The sequence below is a fragment of the Kutzneria sp. CA-103260 genome (assembly GCF_018263855.1).
In the GTDB taxonomy this organism is placed as follows: Bacteria; Actinomycetota; Actinomycetes; order Mycobacteriales; family Pseudonocardiaceae; genus Kutzneria.
In genome coordinates, this window is sequence record NZ_CP073318.1 from 10,460,181 (window position 1) to 10,478,408 (window position 18,228).

Consider the following 18,228-nt stretch of genomic DNA (forward strand, 5'->3'; position numbering starts at 1 on the left):
GGAGCGGCGGTGGCGGCGGAGTCGTGCTACGGGCCCATCTCCGGTGGGCTTAAGTCCACCCTGGGTACTACTTTCGGATAGCGCCGATGTAGTTGTAGAGCGCCTGGTCCAGGTTCGCCTCATAACCGCCGGTCATGCCCAGCAGCGCGCGGTTGCCCTTGCCGTCCGGCGGGGTGGCGAACATGTTGGCCGCCGTGGTCACGCCGTTGTAGTCCAGCATCGACCAGGCCCACCACTTGGGCACGTCCGCGCCGCGCAGCGAGCTCTTGAACGGCGTCACCTGCCGGACCGGCGCGATCGTGCTCTCGTCGCCCCAGAAGTTCTGGGTCTGCGGCTGGGCCCGCCAGACCACCACGCCGTGCTGCATGATCTCGGAGACCTCGAAGGGCTGGTTGTACTGGTAGCTGGACATCGAGCTCATCGCCGCCGCGGCCCGCAGCGGTGTCGTGGCCAGCGCCCTGGTGCCGGGGATGTAGTCGATGCCGGCGTCCTGGTAGTGGTTGGCCGGCACCACCTTGCCCAGCACGCCCTCCACGTCGTCGCCAAGCGGGCCGGCAGCCGAGAACGCGTCGTTGAAGCCCTGCTTGAGGTAGTCGGGGCCGCCGTAGAAACCGAGCACCGCTCCCGTTTTGTCGTCCACTGAGGCCATGCCGATGTGCACGTTGCGGTCGGCGGGCTTGTTCGGGTCCAAAGTGGACATCCGGTCGTCGACGGCCTTCTTGGCCGCCTGCATGTAGTCCTGGCGGAACGTGGTCACCACGGTGTAGCCGCCCTGGGCCACCGTGTTGGAGTCCGGCACGGTGGGGTCCTGCGCGTGCATGCGGTCCAGGTTCTGCATGGCCGCGTCGACCATGTAGCCGTTCATACCGCCCATGTCGTCTGGCTCGTACTTGACCGGCGTCGGGAAGGTCAGCGTCGCCCGCTGCTGGGCCGACAGCTCGTGTTCGCCGACCATGCCGTCCAGCACGTAGTTCCACCGCTCCTGCAAGGCTTTCGCCGCCTTCGGGTCCTTGTCGGCGGTCGCGTAGTAGTACGGCGACTGGATGACCGCGGCGATGTAGGCGGCCTTGGCCGGATCGGTCAGCTGCGAGACGCTCTGGCCGAAGTAGGCCAGCGAGGCGGACTCGATGCCGTAGGCGCCGCGGGCGAAGTAGATGGTGTTCAGGTAGTCGGTGAGGATGGAGTCCTTGGACTTCTCCTGGTCCAGCTTGATCGCCACCATCACCTCGCTGAGCTTGCGCGACAGCGTCTGCTGCTGGGTGAGGTAGTAGTTCTTGACGAACTGCTGGGTGATCGTCGAGCCGCCCTGCAGGTTGCCGTCGCCGCTGCTGGTCAGGTCGTTCTTCAGGGCCCGCAGCAGTCCCAGCGGGGAGACGCCCGGGTCGCTGTAGAAGGTGCGGTCCTCGGCCGCCAGCACGGCCTGGCGCACCACCAGGGGAATCTGGTCGAAGGTGACCGGCCGGCGGTTGGTGCCGATGTGGCTGATCTGGGTGGACGCGTCGGCGTAGGTGAAGATCGTGGCCTGCTGCACCGCGTCCTCGTTGGGCTTGGGGATCTCGGTCTGGGCCAGCGCCACGAAGAAGCCGGCCACCAGCAGCACCGCGAACGTCGCCGAGGTCCCCAGCACCAGCTTCCACGAGGGCAGCCACCGGCGCACGCCCCGCTTGTGCCGGCGGGGGTAGTCGATGAGGCGCACTCGGATGTCCTTCCCCAAGCCCGATCTGGTCGGGGGGTACGACTCCGCTCACGCCTGAAAGGTTGTTCCTGGCTCAGGAACTGATCAGTTTCAGATCCAGAGAGCCGGTCACCCGGGCCTCCCGCAGCGGCCGGCCGCCGGCGTCCAGCGTCCGCACCACGCCGTCGGTCGGCCAGCCGGCCGAGGCGTAGAACGCCAGCGACGCGCGGTCCGCCTCCGGCACCCAGCTCACGCCCCTGGTCGCGCCCTGGCTCCGCAGCGTCTCCGCCGCCGCCGCGAGCAGCCGCCCGCCATGACCCCGGCGGCCCCAGCGGGGCTCCACCAGCAGCGTCGCCACCAGGCCCGTCGTCGCCGCGTCCGGCGGCAACGTGCCGTCAGCCTCGGCGACCTCGCTGTCCGGGGCCAGGCCGGCCACGCAGAAGCCCACCGTCCACTCGCCTTCGGTCGCCACCAGCACCGCCGCCGTGGCCTGCTCCACCAGCTCGCGGACCGCCGCCACGTTGTCCAGGCCGGCCAGGACCTCCTCGGGCACCAGCTCCGCGTAGGCGGCGCGCCAGGTGTCGCGCTGGATCCGGGCGATCTCCTCGACGTCGGCGGGGACGGCAGGTCGTACAGACGCTTCAGCCACGCGGAGAACCTATCGGTCCGGTTTTGTCAGGGGTGCGTGGCAGCATCAGTTTCGTGCTCAACATGTCTTCTCTGGCGGCCCGGCGGACCGTCCTCGCCGCGCAGGGGTTCGCCCAGCCCCGGCCGTCCGGCGCGGTGACCAGGCGACACCTACAAGCGGTGCTCGCCAGGACCCAGCTGATCCAGCTCGACTCCGTGAACGTCGCGGTGCGCGCGCACTACGTCCCGATGTTCAGCCGCCTCGGCGGCTATCCGGTGAGTCTGCTGGAGGAGGCGGCGTGGTCGCACAGCGCCCGCAAGCCCCGGCTGCTGGTCGAGTACTGGGCGCACGAGGCGAGCCTCGTGCCGGTGGCGGACTGGCCGCTGCTGCGGTGGCGGATGCGTCAGCACAAGGAGCACCCCAGCAAGTACTGGCAGAGCTCGGGCGGGCACCACCTGGCCGAGGAGGTGCTGACGGCGGTGAAGGAGCTCGGCCCGATCACCGCCGGCGCGCTGGAGGAGCAGATGGGGCTGAAGGTCGAGCGCGAGCGGACGCCGGGTGGTTGGTGGCACCGGTCCGACGTGAAGCGGGCCTGCGAGTACCTGTTCGCCACCGGCGAGCTGACCACCGGCACCCGGCGCGGCTTCGAGCGGCACTACGACATCACCGAGCGGGTGCTGCCGCCCGAGGTGCTGGCCGCGCCCGAGGTGTCGGCCGAGGACGCCTCCCGGCAGCTCATCGCCAAGTCCGCCGCCGCGCTCGGCGTCGCCACCGAGCCCGACCTGCGGGACTACTACCGGCTCAAGCCACAGCGGTCGCAGCAGGCCGTCGCCGAGTTGGTGGCGGAAGGCGTGCTGGAGCCCGTCACCGTCGAGGGCTGGCGGCACCAGGCGTATCGGCACGTCGACGTCCGCACCCCTCGGCGGGTAGAAGCCCGGGCCTTGCTCTGCCCGTTCGATCCGCTGATCTGGGAGCGGAGCCGGACCGAGCGGCTGTTCGACTTCTTCTACCGGATCGAGATCTACGTGCCCGAGGCCAAGCGCGTGCACGGCTACTACGTGTTCCCGTTCCTGCTCGGCGAGGACCTCGTGGCCCGGGTCGACCTCAAGGCCGACCGCGCCGCCGGCGTGCTCCGGGTGCCCGGCGCCTTCGCCGAGCCCGGCGTCGACCACGCCCGGGTCGCCCACGAGCTCGCCGCCGAGCTGCGCCTGATGGCCGACTGGCTCGGTCTTGACGGCGTGATCGTCGGAAAGCGGGGTGATCTGGCGTCTCGCCTCGGGGCCCTGGTCTGATCCCCATCGGGTGGATTTCCCGGCCGGCCGTCTTGGCGCGGGCGGGAAAAACTTGCCGGTTCTCTGGGGGTGAAATCCCTGGTGACGGGGAATCCTCCTGTGCGACGATGACGGCGTAGGGGGAGGGGAGACACAGCCTCGGGGCCGCCCATCTTTCATGGACGACCCCGAGGCTGTGGCTATTTCTCCACCCCGGTCTGCTTCTCCGCCCCCGAGCCATCGCCGGGGGCGGAGCCATTTCCGGGAACGGCCCGGCCCGGGCCCGCCCATCCCCTCCGTGGGCGGCCCCGAGCCGAGGGCCGACGCGCGGCGCCCGCCTCCCCCCGACGAGACGCGGACACCGACCCCGAATCAGCCGACCGCGGTGGTGATGACGGCGTTGCCGGAGCCGGTGCGGCCCCGAACAGTGAGCTTGGACTCCTTGCTGGGCGGCGTGTTCGACACGTCCAGCTCGCTGCGGGCCTGACCGGCGTGCGACACGAGGTCGACCATGGCGGCGGTGCCGGACCGCACGGCGACCCGCAGTTCCCCGCTCCCGGTGACGAGTTCGATGGCGCCGCAGGCGGCGTCGGCCACGGTGATGTCACCGGTGCCGGTGCGCACCATGACGTCAGCCTGCACGGCCCCCAGCCACACGTCGCCGGAGCCGGTGAACAGGGCGCTGCGGCCGCCCACGGACGACACCTCGATGTCCCCGGAGCCGGACTTCACCCGCACGCCGCCCATCATCGGGCCGAGCCGGACGGCGGCGGAGCCGCTGTTGACGCTGGCGACGCCGTCGGCGCGGTCGACGCTGACGTCACCGGTGCCGCTGATGACGTTGAGCCGCCCGGCCGACCCGGTGGTGACCAGGGACGCGGACCCGCTCTTGGACTCCACGTGCGAGCCGTTGGGCGCCTCGATGACGATCGCCAGCGGCACCCCGCGCATGGGCAGCGGCTTGGGCGTGCGCACGACCAGCCGGCTGCCGGTCAGGTCGACGCGGGTCTGCCGCACGGCGTCGTCGGGCGAGGTCTCGGTGCCCGTGCCGAACTGCCCGTTGACCCAGTTGAGCAGCCCGGACAGGCCGGGCACCCACTGGTCGGCGGCGTCGTCGTCGTGGCGCACGGCGACCCGCACGCCCGACCGGTCGGACAGCCGCACCTCGATCCGGCCGGCCCCGACGGCGACGTCGATCTCGATCGGACCGGTCGCCTCGAACTCTTCCTCGCGGACGAGCCCGGTGTCGCCGGGCACGTTCTCGGTCATCGTCTCCACCCCTCAGCCCTCGACCCAGCCGCTGACGCGGGAGCCGCCATGGCCGCCGCCACGTCCCTGCCCAGAGCCACCTTGACCCGGGCCGCCCTGGTCGTTCCACCCCGGCCAGCCGCGGTCCCCGCCGCGGCCGCCCCAGTTCTGGTTCCCGTCCCACCACTGGCCGCCGCGGTTGCGGCCCCGCCCGTGCCCGCCGCGGCGCTGGTTGTTCAGCGCCCCCTGCACGGCCTGCGACACGAAGGCGTTCAGCGACTGTCCCTGCGCGGCCGCGGCCTGCTCGGCCTTGGCCTTGAGCTCCTCGATCAGGCGCACGGTGATGCGGCTGATGTCGCCCTGCGGGTCGCCCACGAAGGCGGCGGCCGGCTCCTCCTCGTCGGCACCGGGCTCGTCGGACGGAGCGGTGGCGGTGACCACCACCTGCACGTCCCGGCCGTCCAGCCGCAGGCTGACGACGTGGTCGTCGAGCGACGCGGTGACCTCGGCGGCGAGGTCGGACAGCGCGTTCATGATGGCCAGCCGGACGGCCGGCTCCAGCGCGGCGGACAGCACGGCTGCGGTGCGTCGGGTCTGGTCGTCCCCGGCTGCGGCGGCGGTCGTGAGGTCCTCGCGCAACGTTGCGATGTACGGCGTGAGATCCATGACGCCACGATGACATCACCCTTGACGTCAGTCAAGGGTGATGGCGTCATTGGTGGTGTCGCCATGATGTCACGGCCCCGGTCGTCTACGCTCGGGAGAACCGCCCGTGGAGTAGGAGACAAGGCTCGTGACCGAGACGGTGCCGCTGAAGGTGCAGCTCATCGCCAAGACGGAGTTCTTCCCGCCGGCGGACGTGCCGTGGACGACCGACGAGGACGGTGGCCAGGCGCTGGCCGAGTTCGCCGGCCGCGCGTGCTACCAGTCCTGGTCCAAGCCGAACCCGGCGACCGCGACCAACGCCGGCTACATCCGGCACATCATCGAGATCGGCCACCTGTCCGTGCTGGAGCACGGCTCGGTCAGCTTCTACCTGTCGGGCCTGTCCCGGTCGCTGACCCACGAGCTGATCCGGCACCGGCACTTCTCCTACTCGCAGCTGTCCCAGCGCTACGTGCCCGAGCGGGACGCCGCGATGGTCGAGCCCGACGTCATCGCCGAGGACCCGGAGCTGCACGCCAAGTTCCTGGCCGCCGCCGAGGCCAGCGTCAAGGCGTACACCGAGCTGCTGGAAGGCCTGGAGAAGAAGTTCGCCGACGTGCCCAGCGGCACGCTGCGCCGCAAGCAGGCCCGGCAGGCGGCCCGCGCGGTGCTGCCCAACGCCACCGAGACCCGCATCGTGGTCACCGGCAACTACCGGGCCTGGCGGCACTTCATCGCGATGCGCGCCAGCGAGGCGGCCGACGTCGAGATCCGCGCGCTGGCCATCGAGTGCCTGCGCCAGCTGAAGACGGCCGCGGGCAACGTGTTCGAGGACTTCACCATCTCCACCCTGCCCGACGGCACCGAGGTGGCCTCCAGCCCGTTCGTCACGGAGGGCTGAGCCGTGGGTGTCGCGAGCGAGGAGCGCCGGCTGATCTGCGAGGCGTTCGAGGACCTGGGCCCGGACGCGCCGACCCTGTGCGAGGGCTGGAACGCCCGCGACCTGGCCGCGCACCTGGCCGTGCGGGAACGTCGGATCGACGCCTCGCCCGGCATCATGATCAAGGCGTTCGCCCCGCACACCCAGCGCGTGCAGGACTCCTACGCCGCCAAGCCGTGGCCCAAGCTCGTCGACCTGGTCCGCAGCGGGCCGCCGAAGCTGTCCCCGTTCGGCATCCCCGGCTTCGATGAGCTGGCCAACACCGTCGAGCTGTTCGTGCACCTGGAGGACCTGCGCCGGGCCCAGCCCGACTGGGAGCCGCGGGCGCCCGAGCCGGTCCGCGACGCCGCCCTGTGGAAGATGCTGTCCCGCAGCAGCAAGCTCACCTTCCGCAACAGCCCGGTCGGCGTGGTGCTGCGCCGGCCCAACGGCAGCGAGGTGGCGGCCAAGCGCGGCCCGAACACCGTCACCATCACCGGCGAGCCCGGCGAACTGGTGCTGTTCCTGTCCGGCCGGGACCAGGTCCGCCTGGAGTTCGACGGCGAGCAGTCGGCCGTGGCACGGGTCAAAGGCCTCAACCGAGGCATCTGAGTTTTCTGCCCCGCCTCCGGCAGGGCGGGCTCGGCCCCTTTGGGGGCCGATGCCTCGCCCTTGCCGGATTTCGCCCGCCGCATCCGGCTTGGGTGGTGGGGCGCGTGGGTGGCGGCGGGCGAAATCCGCCAACCAGGCGAAGCATCGGCGGGGCCTCGCGCTCTCTTGTGTTAGCGGTGTCCGAATCCGGCGTGCGGGCGATACATCGGTGCCGGGGCTCGCACTCTTCTGTGCGGCGGCGGGGCCTCGCGGTCCGCGCGCTTGCGGGCATCTGACCTCCATGTCCTGGTCGTGGGCGGGTCTCCGGTAGCGTCATCGCCATGACCGGGAGTTCCACCACAGCACCGAGACCGCCCTTCGGCCGGGTGCTCACCGCCATGATCACGCCGTTCGACCGGGATGGCGGACTCGACCTGGACAAAGCCCAGGAGCTGGCGAACCGCCTGGTGGACCGGGGCCATGACGGCATCGTGGTGAACGGCACCACCGGCGAGTCGCCGACCACCACCGAGAGCGAGAAGGTCGAGCTGGTCCGGGCCGTGGTGGACGCGGTCGGCGACCGCGCGACCGTGGTCTCCGGCGCCGGCAGCTACGACACCGCGCACTCGGTGCGCCAGGTGCAGATGATCGAGAAGGCCGGCGCGCACGGCGTGCTGACCGTGACGCCGTACTACTCGCGGCCGCCCCAGGCCGGCGTGTACGCGCACTTCACGGCGGTGGCCGACGCCACCGGCCTGCCGGTGATGCTCTATGACATCCCGCCGCGCACGATCGTGCCGATCGAGGTCGACACGCTGCGCCGGCTGGCCGAGCACCCCAGGATCGTGGCCGTGAAGGACGCCAAGGGCGACCTGCTGGCCGGCAGCGAGGTCATGGCCGGCACCGACCTCGCCTACTACTCCGGTGACGACCCGCTGAACCTGGCCTGGCTCGCTCTGGGGGCGGTCGGCATGGTCAGCGTGATCGGGCACGTCGTGGGCGACCGGCTGCGGGCCATGGTGGACGCCGTCGACGCCGGCGACCTGGCCGTCGCCCGGGCCGTGCACACCGAACTGCTGCCGCTGCACCGCGCCATGGGCGCCATCGGCGGCGGCGTGATCTTCGCCAAGACCGCGCTGCGGCTGACCGGCCTGGAGGTCGGCGAGCCGCGGCTGCCGCTGCCGGCCGCGACGTCGGAGCAGACCGAGACTCTCGCCGCCGTGCTGCGCGGCGTCGGCCTGGAGGTGGCCGCGTGACCGATGTGATCATTCCTTCGCGACCCTCGAACAACCCGCCGCCGCTGGCCGACGGCGGCCTGCGCATCGTCGCCCTGGGCGGCATCGGCGAGGTCGGCCGCAACATGACCGTGTTCGAGCACGCCGGCCGGCTGCTCATCGTGGACTGCGGCGTGCTGTTCCCCGAGGACATGCAGCCCGGTGTCGACCTGATCCTGCCCGACTTCCGGGCCATCGAGGACCGGCTCGACGACATCGAGGCCATCGTCCTCACGCACGGCCACGAGGACCACATCGGCGCCGCGCCGTTCCTGCTGCGCAACCGGCCCGACGTGCCGGTGATCGGCTCCAAGTTCACGCTGGCGCTGCTGGCCGCCAAGTGCAAGGAGCACCGGCTCACGCCGCGGCTGGTCGAGGTGACCGAGGGCGAGCGCACCCAGCACGGGCCGTTCGAGCTGGAGTACTTCGCGGTCAACCACTCCATCCCGGACGCCATCGCGATCGCCATCCGCACCGCGGCCGGCCTGGTGCTGCACACCGGCGACATCAAGCTGGACCAGCTGCCGCTGGACGGCCGGCTGACCGACCTGGCCGGCTTCCACCGGCTCGGCGACGAGGGCGTGGACCTGTTCCTGGTCGACTCCACCAACGCCGAGGTGCCCGGCTTCGTCACCCCCGAGCGTGAGATCGGGCCGGTGCTGGACCAGGTGATCCGCAAGGCGACGCAGCGGGTGATCGTGGCCTGCTTCGCCAGCCACGTGCACCGGGTGCAGCAGATCCTGGACGTCGCCGTGAAGCACGGCCGCCGGGTCGCGCTGGTCGGCCGGTCCATGGTTCGCAACATGGGCATCGCCGCCGAGCTGGGGCTGCTGCACGTGCCCGACGGGCTGCTGGTCGACCTGGACCAGGCCATGCTGATGCCCGAGGACGAGGTGTTGTTCGTCTCGACCGGGTCGCAGGGCGAGCCGCTGTCGGCGCTGTCCCGGATGGCCCGCGGCGAGCACCGGCAGATCTCCATCCGCTCCGGCGACACCGTGGTGCTGGCCAGCTCCATGATCCCCGGCAACGAGACCGCCGTGTTCGGCGTGGTCAACGGCCTGGTCCGGCTGGGCGCGCACGTGGTGCACCAGGGCAACGCCAAGGTGCACGTGTCCGGCCACGCCGCCGCCGGCGAGCTGCTGTTCCTGTACAACGCAGTGCGGCCCAGCAACGTCATGCCGGTGCACGGCGAGTGGAAGCACCTGCGGGCCAACGCCGAGCTGGCCATCCGCACCGGAGTGGCCGCCGAGCAGGTGGTCATCGCCGAGGACGGCGTGGTCGTCGACCTGGTCGACGGCAAGGCCGCCATCTCCGGCCGGGTCGAGGTCGGGCACGTCTACGTGGACGGCCTGTCCGTCGGCGACGTCGGCGAGTCCACCCTGTCCGACCGGCTCATCTTGGGCGAAGGCGGCTTCATCAGCATCACCGTCGCCGTGGACACCGCCACCGGCCGGGCCGTCGCCCCGCCGACCATCTCCGGCCGGGGCTTCTCCGACGACCCCAAGGCGCTGGACCAGGTCGTGCCGCTGGTGGAGATGGAACTGTCCCGGACCGAGGCGGAGGGCATCACCGACACCCACCGCATCGCCCAGGCTGTGCGCCGGGTCGTCGGCCGCTGGGTCGCCGAGTCCTACCGCCGCCGCCCGATGATCATCCCCACGGTCATCCCGGTCTGATCCTGCTCGGAAGGGGGCATTCCTAGCGCTCAACGCCAGGAATGCCCCCTTCACAGCGTTGGAGGGGTGTCGGGTTCGATGCGACGGCCGGAGGCGACCTGCACGATGGCGGCGCCGGCCAGCAGCACCACCGCGCCGACGATCTGCACGACGTTGAGCACCTGGCCGAGGATCAGCCAGGCCGCCAGCGTGGCGACCAGCGGCTCCACCAGACCCAGCACGGAGGCCGCCGCCGACGGCAGGTGCCGCAGCGCCAGGATGCCGGCGACGTAGGCGAAAGCGGTGCTGACCAGGGCCAACAGCGCCAGACCCAGCCACACCGGGCCCAGCGCCGTCGGCGTGGTCATGGCGTGCCAGGGCAGCGTCCACGGCGGGCTGACGATGCTGATCAGCACCGCGCCGACGACCATGCCGCCGGTGGTCAGGGCCATCGGGTCGCCGTCCTTGGCGGCATGCTCGCCGAGCAGGTAGTACGCCGCCGTGCCGACGGCCGCGCCGAGGCCGGCGAGCGTGCCGACCAGGTCGAAGCTGACGCCGTTGAAGAGCTGGGCGATCATCGCCAGGCCGATCAGGGCCAGCGCCGTACCCCACCACATCGACGCCGGCAGCCGGGTCCGCCGCACGAACCGGATCCACAGCGCCACCAGCACCGGGGCCAGGAACTCCAGCACCATCGCCACGCCGACCGGGATCCGCGACACCGCCACGAAGTACAGCAACGGGCTGCCGATCACGCCGAGCACCGCGTAGCCCAGCACCAGCCGCCACGAACCCAGCTTGGGCAGGCCGGTGAACGGCACGACGAAGGCGAGCAGCACGATCGCCGTCAACACGATGCGCACCGCCGTGACCTGCAACGGCGTGAAGCCGGCGTCGTAGGCGACCTTGGCCGGCAGGCCGGAGAAGCCGAAGGCGATGGCGGACAGCAGGCTGGCCACGGTGGCGCGGAGTCGGGCGGTCGTCACCGGGCCAGTGTTGATCAGCGACTTGTCCCGGCGTGACGTATGTGACGGAAGTGAAAGGGCTACCGTAGGGGCATGGCCGGCCGGACGACGACTTCGAAGCGGAGCTCCACGCGTGGCAGGAGCACGTCCAAGCCCCGCCCCGCGACCAAGCCCCGGGGCAAGGCGACGTCGTCCAAGCGGGGCGGCTCCGCGCCGGCCAAGGCCAGCTGGGGCTTCGTGGCCAAGGGCGTCGGCGGGCTGGCCCGGGCCGTCGGCCGCACCAAGGAGCTCGATCCCGCGCACCGCCGCGACGGCCTGGCGATGGTGCTGATCGGGCTCGGCGTGATCTTCGCCGCCGGTGTCTGGTGGCACGCCGGCGGGCCTGTCGGCGGCTGGCTGGACATTGCCGTGCGCAGTGTCATCGGCGCCGCCGCCTACGTGCTGCCGTTCGTGCTGCTGTTCATCGGCATCGTGCTGATGCGCTCCGAGCCGCTGCCCGAGGCCCGGCCTCGGATCGTCTTCGGCATGATCCTGCTCGGGGTGTCGGTGCTCGGCCTGCTGCACCTGTTCCTGGGCGCGCCCGAGCTCGCGTCGGACAGTGGCGATGCCGGCGGGGCCATCGGGTGGCTCGCCGGGCACTTCCTGGCCCAGGGCCTCACCGGCTGGGTCGCCGCGCCGCTGCTCGGGCTGGTCGCCGTCTACGGCGTGCTGCTGCTCACCGGCACTCCCGTCCGCGACGTGCCGAACCGCCTTCGCACCCTGGCCGACCAGTCCGCTTCCGGGCGGCCGTCTCCGTCGGCGTCGGAGGCCACGTCCACTGAGGACGTCACCGAGAAGGACAGCTCCGCGGTGCGGCTGCGCCGGCCCTCACGCCGCCGCCAGGCCGCCGACGTCGAAGCGCCCAAGCAGCTGGAGCTGCCGACCGAGGAAGAGCCGGAACCGGAGCCGGTTCGTCCCGCGCCCAAGCCCCGCAAGGCCCCCGCCGCTGCCGCGGCGAAGCCGGCCGCGCCGCGGGCCGTCGACGGCGACTACACCTTGCCGTCGCTGGACATGCTCCAGGACGGCGACCCGCCCAAGGCCCGCAGCCGGGCCAACGACTCCATGATCGAGGCCATCACCGGCGTGCTGGAGCAGTTCTCCATCGACGCCCAGGTCACCGGCTTCACCCGTGGGCCGACCGTCACCCGGTACGAGGTCGAGCTCGGTCCCGGTGTGAAGGTCGAGAAGATCACCGCCCTGACCAAGAACATCGCCTACGCCGCCGCCACCGACAACGTGCGGCTGTTGGCGCCCATCCCCGGCAAGTCGGCCGTCGGCATCGAGGTGCCCAACAGCGACCGGGAGATGGTCCGGCTCGGCGACGTGCTGCGCGCTCCGTCCACCACCGCCGACCAGCATCCGCTGGTTGTCGGCCTGGGCAAGGACATCGAGGGGCACTTCGTCACCGCCAACCTGGCGAAGATGCCGCACCTGCTCGTCGCCGGCTCCACCGGCTCCGGCAAGTCCAGCTTCGTCAACTCCATGCTGGTGTCGCTGCTGGCCCGGGCCACCCCCGACGAGTGCCGGATGATCCTGATCGACCCGAAGATGGTCGAGCTCACGCCGTACGAGGGCATTCCGCACCTGATCACGCCCATCATCACCCAGCCCAAGAAGGCCGCCGCCGCGCTGGCCTGGCTGGTGGAGGAGATGGAGCAGCGGTATCAGGACATGCAGGTCAACAAGGTCCGGCACATCGACGACTTCAACCGCAAGGTCAAGTCCGGCGAGATCACCGCGCCCCCCGGCTCCGAGCGTGAATACCGGCCGCGGCCCTACATCCTGGCCATCGTCGACGAGCTCGCCGACCTCATGATGACCGCCCCCCGTGACGTCGAGGACGCCATCGTCCGCATCACCCAGAAGGCCCGCGCCGCCGGCATCCACCTCGTGCTGGCCACCCAGCGCCCCTCCGTCGACGTCGTCACGGGTCTGATCAAGACCAATGTCCCGTCCCGCCTGGCCTTCGCCACCTCGTCGCTGACCGACTCCCGGGTCATCCTCGACCAGCCCGGCGCCGAGAAGCTCATCGGCATGGGCGATGGTCTGTTCCTGCCCATGGGCGCGGCCAAGCCGGTCCGCATCCAGGGCGCCTATGTCGGCGACGACGAGATCAACACCATCGTCGGCTTCACCCGTGAGCAGGCCCAGCCCGACTACACCGACGGCGTCACCTCGGCCAAGGCCGGCGAGAAGAAGGAGATCGACGCCGACATCGGCGACGACCTCGACCTCCTGCTCCAGGCCACCGAACTCATCGTCACCAGCCAGTTCGGCTCCACCTCGATGCTGCAACGCAAACTCCGCGTCGGCTTCGCCAAGGCCGGCCGCCTCATGGACCTCCTGGAGACCCGCGGCGTCGTCGGCCCCTCCGAAGGCTCCAAGGCCCGCGAGGTGTTGATCAAGCCCGACGAACTGGAAGGCGTCCTGTTCACCATCCGCGGCGGCGGCATGCCCGACGACGACGGTGACGAGGAGGAGTAGCTACTTCTCCACCGGCACCTTGGCCAGCGCTTCCCGGATCATCGTCCCCAGATCCGGCACGATCATGCCCAGCTCGCGGAGCCGGTCGGCGACCTGCGTGATGTGCTGGCCCAGCTGTCGGCTGACCGACACGAGATGTGCCAACGGCACCGGCTGGTCCGGGTCCAGGAACTTGCCGCCGTCGGACACTCGGAGCAACGTGAGGTCGCGGAGCTCCGGGTAGTAGGGCAGGTTCTCGGAGGGTGCGGTGAAGCCGAGCTGGGTCAGTCGGTCGGCGACCCAGAACGGCGACAGGTTCAGCACGGCGTGAGCCTTGATGAGGTGGTGCAGCCGAACCGGCCGCCGAATGTCCAGCCACGGCGCAAGGCCGTCGAGCCGGGTGCTGACCAGCATGATGTCTTCCGTGGAGGGTTTCACCGGCAGATCCGGGGGCACCAGACCCAACTCGGCGATCTGCGCGGCGACCAGTCCGGCCGGCTGGCACAGCTGTTCGGCCAGGGAGAGAACAGCACCGACCGGTATGGGGGTGATGCCTTCCCGAACTGCGGGGCTCACGGTGTCCCACCCCTGGTCGAGCAGATTGGGCGGGGTGTCTCGGGTGAGCTGGCGAGGGTGGGCGTCAGCATCGATCGCCGCACGAACCAGATCGCGCAGCGATGGGTAGCCCTGTTCGACGATTTCTGGTTGTGGACCGGCGATGAGCCCGTAGGACGACAGCATGCGGGCCGCTTCAGTGACGGAGATGTGGTGTTGTGCCGACAGAGTGCGAATTCTCAGGCCTGGCACGGTTTCCCCGCGCTCGCACCAAGGTGATCGGCCGTCACCGTGGCGGCTGAGCAAGACCATTTCGGTCTCGTACGATCGCTGGCGATCGGCTGGATAGCAGCTGACGTCGATGCCGTCGACACCGAGTTGGATGAGGCGGTGGGCGGCTTCCTGCGGAGACATCCCCGCTTGGGCGGCGACGGAAAACACGTGGCCGGGCGCGGTGTTTTCCTCGGCCGAAGCCCAGCTGTACGCGAATCCCCCATGGCTGCACAACAGGCTCACGTCCGACGGCATCGGGGCGAGCAGTCGCCGGGCGTCAGTGAGCTCGGGCACGAGCTCCGCGAGATCACCGGCGTCGTCCGTGGCGAGCAGTCGCCACAGTAAGATGTGATTTAGAGGGCTGGAGCCATCCAGCCTTTGTTGCCCAGTCCGTGTCGGCTCGGTGGCGAGCAGTGACGCGTCGGCGGGAAAGCAGCGGTGACGCGGTGACTGGTCGACGATCATGTCCGCCAGCGTCGGGTTCTCGAAACCCAATGTGGACAGCCACTTGTACGTTAGTACCGTGTTCGCCCCGAGCAGGTCCGGTATCGCCGACCGCTGTAGTTCGGTGACCGCGGCCACCACGTCGTCCAGGATGATTGTTCGGTCGACGGACAACCGGGGCGCGGTCGGTCCGGTCAGATTCACCAGAGCACCCCGTGGCTTGTAGTTCGGCCGGTGGCTTCCTTTGATCTCCGTGTGCAGGCCGTCGACAAGCGGACCGCCGCCGTATTCGCACCAGAAAACCTGGCCGGTCGAGCTCGTGACGGTTTCGCCGTATCCGCTGTAACTGTTGGGGCCAAGGCCTTGGGAAGGCTTGAACTCTCCCGCTCGCCAGCGGAGAGCGAGCCGGCCGTGTCGTGCGGCGGTGTCGAATTCGGCGATGGCCAGCAGGCGGCGCAGCGTCTCGACGCAGGATTCCTGGATTCCGGCGCGCAGATGGAGGCGCACCGTGGTGCCGGGGGTGCCTTGGGCGGCGATCTCCTTGACCTCGAACAGGTGGCCGGGGCCAGTGATGGCGACTTCGAGTTTCGGACCAGGCAGGCCGGTTTTGCGGGACATGCGGCAGGTGGTGATGGTGATTTCATCCGCCAGCATGAAGTAGCTCAGAACCCCGATGCCGAAGCGGCTGTTGGGGTAGAGCTCGACGGGAGGATCCAACCGCGACCAGTCGACCTGTTCGTCGCGGAACTCCGCCAAATCGGCGAAGCGGGCGCCGGCCTGGGCGAAGACGCCGGTGAGTTCGGGGATGCCCATGCCGACGCCGTTGTCGGTGCAGTCGAGGTAGGGCCGGCCGGAAGGGTCGATGCCCTGGGAGAAGCTGATGAGGCCGGACCAGGCGGAGGCACGGTCGGTGGTGCGGCGGAGGTACTCCTCGCGAGCCCGGCGGTAGCGGCAAGCGTCGAGGGCGTTCTGGTACAGCTCACGAATGGCGAGGGAGCGGTCGCGGTAGAGCTGCTCGCCCATGAGGAGTTCCTGCACCCGCTGCTCGTCCATACGGAAGCGAGACCAGCCGGAGAAGACGGGCTTGCCGTCGGGACCGGTGGAGGGACGGACGTCGTCGCTGCTGGCGCGTTCGGGGAGGGAGCGCAGGGGAGCGAGGACGGGGTGCTCGTCGGCGGCCTGGCGGACGGCGTGGAGCAGAGCGTCGAGACGGACGGTGTGCTCGCGAAGGGCCTCGACGACGGAGGCGTGGTGGCAGGTGGCGGACAGCACGGGACAGTCGGCCCGGAAGGCCCATGAGGCGTCGGCGATGGTGGAGTGCAGGCCCTCGAAGTCCACAGGGGTGTGCCAGACGATGATGTCGGACAAACCGGTGGTGTCAATGGACATGCTGTAGGCGACGGCCAGCAGCAGGCCGAGCAGCGGGGTGCGGACGTGTTCCTCGGCGTCGGTGCCGCCGAACAGGGTTTCCCGCTGCCGCAGCTCCACCATGCGTTGCTTGCCGCACAAGACGTTGGGCTCCAGCCGAAGGCCCTGGAGCAGGCTGCTGACGCGGGCGGCGGTGAGCACGGGCGGCACCGGGACGTCGGTGAGCAGCACGGCGATGGACTCGGGCCTGAGGACTTCGGCCTGGAGCCACAGCCAGCGGTGGAACAGCCACCAGCGGACCTCGTCGTGGCCGTCCATCCGGGCGGCCAGGCGGCTGTGGTCGCGGTAGAACTCCGGGGGCGGGCCGTCCAAGCGGTCGACAGCGGCGCGGGTCCACAACACCTGGTGCAGCAAGGGGATCAAGGACAGCAGGGTGGCCTCGGCGGCGCCGAACTCGATCTCGACCTTGCCGGCCAGCCAGCTGACCCGCTTGGCGAAGCGGTCGGCCAGGCCGCGGTCGAGCCACGGGTCCGCGGGCAGGTCCTGGTGCAGTGAAGCCAGATGCGTCGCGACGGCGACGGCAGCAGTCCGGTCCTGGCCGTCACACCACACCTTGGAGCAGTGCACCAGCTTGGCCCATGGCTCGGCCGGAGTCGGGTCCGACGGAGGTCCGGCGTGGTAGTTGAGCGTGACATCGCCGTGCACGACATGGGCCACGACCGAGCCGGACACGTCGCCGGTGATCGAGTTCTCGCTGCCACCGCTGGCCATCCGAGCAGACTAGCGGCTGGGTGCGCCGTCCCCCCTGGTGACGACGCACCCAGCCGGTTATTCCTCCCCCGCAAGGAATCCTTCGATGTCCGGCTCCTCACCACCGGGCTCGGTGAGGCGCTCGGCCAGGCTGGGCACCGGTTCCCGCAGCCAGGCCGGATCGTCCTCGAGCAGGCCGTGCTTGTACGCGAACTGCTCGGTGGCGTCGCGGATGGACTCCCGCAGCGCCCCGACGACGACGCTCTCGGCGGTGCTGGTGAGCTCGATCAGCAGCGACCGGACCTTGTCGAGCTGGTCGGCCTGGCCGCTGGTGTCGGCGATGGCGGGCCACAGGTGCCGCTCGAACACGTCGACGAAGTCGGCGGCGACCCGGTCGGTGGTCTCCCGCAGGCGTTCGTACTGGCTGAGCACCTCCTGCGGCCCGATGGTGAGCTGGCAGAGGCGGGCGCCGCTCTCCAGGGCCCAGCGACGGGTGTGGGGCCGCCCGTGCCGCCACTTGACCAGGCCCATCTGGGTGGCCTTGCGCAGCAGGGAGGGCCGCAGCTCCCGCACCGACACCAGGGACCGGATCTCGTTGATGCCGATGGGAATCCAGTCCTCGGGACCGTAGGGCGCCAGCCCGAGCACGTCGGCGACGGAGTCGCCGCGGTCCCGCGCTTCGATCAGCTGCGCGATGGCCGGCAGCGAGAAGCCGCGGTCCTGGAGGCGCTGCACGAGTCTGATCCGCTGCACATGGCTGACGTCGTAGCGCGCGGTCCGGCCCACGCGGCGTGGGGCGTGCAGCAGACCCTTGGTCTGGTACATGCGGATCGTGCTGGTCGGCAGGCCGACCTCGGCGGCGAGCTCCTCCACGGACACGAGACAATCCTCGCGCGCCACGACTTGGTCAGTCAATACTCTTCTAGTCGCAACTAGAAGAGTTGGAGCAGCATTCGGGTGTTGCCCAGTGTGTTCGGCTTCACGTAGGTGAGATCGAGGAACTCGGCCACGCCCTCGTCGAACGAGCGCAGCATCTCGTCGTAGACCTCGGGCGACACCGGGGTGCCCTCGATCTCCACGAAGCCGTGCCGGCTGAAGAACCGGGTCTCGAAGGTGAGCACGAAGATCCGGGACAGCCCCAGCTCCCGGGCCAGCGACACGAGCTGCCCGACGATGGCGTGCCCGACGCCCCGCCCGGCGGCCAGCGGGTCGACGGCGACGGTGCGGATCTCGGCCAGGTCCTCCCACAGCACGTGCAGCGCCCCGCAGCCGACCACCTTGCCGTCCAGCTCGGCGACCCAGAACTCCTGCACGGACTCGAACAGCGTAACCAACTGTTTTGTCAGCAAGACCTTGCCCGCGTAGTGATCCACGAGCGCCTTGATGGCGCGCACGTCGGCGATTCGAGCCCGGCGCACTGCAACGTTGTCCACGTGCGTAAACCTATCCGTTGCACCTTGCACGC

General features: G+C 70.3%; 14 protein-coding genes. 6 read left to right on the top strand and 8 right to left on the bottom strand.

Annotation, left to right across the window (positions count from 1 at the left end; translation table 11 throughout):
• Positions 1-67: 67 nt before the first annotated feature.
• Positions 68-1,696 (bottom strand): transglycosylase domain-containing protein, encoded by a 1,629-nt coding sequence (locus tag JJ691_RS47040; RefSeq protein ID WP_211765861.1) that lies wholly within the window; start codon positions 1,694-1,696, stop codon positions 68-70.
• A 73-nt stretch (positions 1,697-1,769) separates the two neighbouring features.
• The gene (locus JJ691_RS47045; RefSeq protein WP_211765862.1) at positions 1,770-2,324 is read right to left on the bottom strand and encodes a GNAT family N-acetyltransferase; all 555 of its coding nucleotides are present in this window, start codon (positions 2,322-2,324) and stop codon (positions 1,770-1,772) included.
• Positions 2,325-2,386: 62 nt separating this feature from the next.
• Here JJ691_RS47045 and JJ691_RS47050 point away from each other — a divergent pair, with 62 nt between their 5' ends.
• A complete protein-coding gene (locus JJ691_RS47050) occupies positions 2,387-3,595 on the top strand; it encodes a winged helix-turn-helix domain-containing protein (protein ID WP_211765863.1) in 1,209 nt (402 codons plus the stop codon).
• Between the two features lie 351 nt (positions 3,596-3,946).
• On the opposite strand, the gene JJ691_RS47055 is transcribed toward JJ691_RS47050, so the two are convergent.
• Together JJ691_RS47055 and JJ691_RS47060 are read right to left on the bottom strand one after the other, a co-directional pair.
• Positions 3,947-4,843 carry a DUF4097 family beta strand repeat-containing protein gene (locus tag JJ691_RS47055; RefSeq protein ID WP_211765864.1) on the bottom strand — a complete coding sequence of 299 codons (897 nt, stop codon included), beginning with the start codon at positions 4,841-4,843 and terminating at the stop codon, positions 3,947-3,949.
• A gap of 12 nt (positions 4,844-4,855) precedes the next feature.
• Positions 4,856-5,488: a toxin-antitoxin system HicB family antitoxin gene (locus JJ691_RS47060; protein WP_211765865.1), complete on the bottom strand. Its 633-nt coding sequence runs from the start codon at positions 5,486-5,488 to the stop codon at positions 4,856-4,858.
• 127 nt (positions 5,489-5,615) lie between these two features.
• On the opposite strand from JJ691_RS47060, the gene thyX reads away from it, so the two are divergent.
• The 4 genes from thyX (at position 5,616) to JJ691_RS47080 (ending at position 9,927) form a co-directional block, all read left to right on the top strand.
• On the top strand, positions 5,616-6,368 hold the full coding sequence (thyX, locus tag JJ691_RS47065; RefSeq protein WP_211765866.1) for an FAD-dependent thymidylate synthase: 753 nt from the start codon (positions 5,616-5,618) through the stop codon (positions 6,366-6,368).
• A 3-nt stretch (positions 6,369-6,371) separates the two neighbouring features.
• The gene (locus JJ691_RS47070) at positions 6,372-6,998 is read left to right on the top strand and encodes a TIGR03085 family metal-binding protein (protein ID WP_211765867.1); all 627 of its coding nucleotides are present in this window, start codon (positions 6,372-6,374) and stop codon (positions 6,996-6,998) included.
• A 320-nt stretch (positions 6,999-7,318) separates the two neighbouring features.
• Positions 7,319-8,233 (top strand): 4-hydroxy-tetrahydrodipicolinate synthase, encoded by a 915-nt coding sequence (gene dapA / locus JJ691_RS47075; protein ID WP_211765868.1) that lies wholly within the window; start codon positions 7,319-7,321, stop codon positions 8,231-8,233.
• Complete coding sequence (locus tag JJ691_RS47080) at positions 8,230-9,927, top strand: ribonuclease J (protein WP_211765869.1); 1,698 nt, start codon at positions 8,230-8,232, stop codon at positions 9,925-9,927. Before dapA ends, JJ691_RS47080 begins: the two co-directional genes overlap by 4 nt.
• A gap of 50 nt (positions 9,928-9,977) precedes the next feature.
• On the opposite strand, the gene JJ691_RS47085 is transcribed toward JJ691_RS47080, so the two are convergent.
• Positions 9,978-10,892: an EamA family transporter gene (locus tag JJ691_RS47085; RefSeq protein ID WP_211765870.1), complete on the bottom strand. Its 915-nt coding sequence runs from the start codon at positions 10,890-10,892 to the stop codon at positions 9,978-9,980.
• A 72-nt stretch (positions 10,893-10,964) separates the two neighbouring features.
• Between JJ691_RS47085 and JJ691_RS47090 the strand changes: the two genes are divergently transcribed.
• Positions 10,965-13,394, top strand: coding sequence for an FtsK/SpoIIIE family DNA translocase (locus JJ691_RS47090; RefSeq protein ID WP_211765871.1), 2,430 nt, complete (start codon positions 10,965-10,967; stop codon positions 13,392-13,394).
• Here the strand turns inward: JJ691_RS47090 and JJ691_RS47095 are convergent, their stop codons facing one another.
• The 3 genes from JJ691_RS47095 to JJ691_RS52770 are packed head-to-tail and all read right to left on the bottom strand — an operon-like array spanning position 13,395 to position 18,196.
• Positions 13,395-16,784 (bottom strand): wHTH domain-containing protein, encoded by a 3,390-nt coding sequence (locus tag JJ691_RS47095; RefSeq protein ID WP_211765872.1) that lies wholly within the window; start codon positions 16,782-16,784, stop codon positions 13,395-13,397.
• A gap of 57 nt (positions 16,785-16,841) precedes the next feature.
• Positions 16,842-17,642, bottom strand: a complete 801-nt coding sequence (locus JJ691_RS47100; protein WP_211765873.1) for a MerR family transcriptional regulator — start codon at positions 17,640-17,642, stop codon at positions 16,842-16,844.
• Between the two features lie 53 nt (positions 17,643-17,695).
• The gene (locus JJ691_RS52770) at positions 17,696-18,196 is read right to left on the bottom strand and encodes an amino-acid N-acetyltransferase (RefSeq protein ID WP_249227479.1); all 501 of its coding nucleotides are present in this window, start codon (positions 18,194-18,196) and stop codon (positions 17,696-17,698) included.
• Positions 18,197-18,228 lie beyond the last annotated feature (32 nt).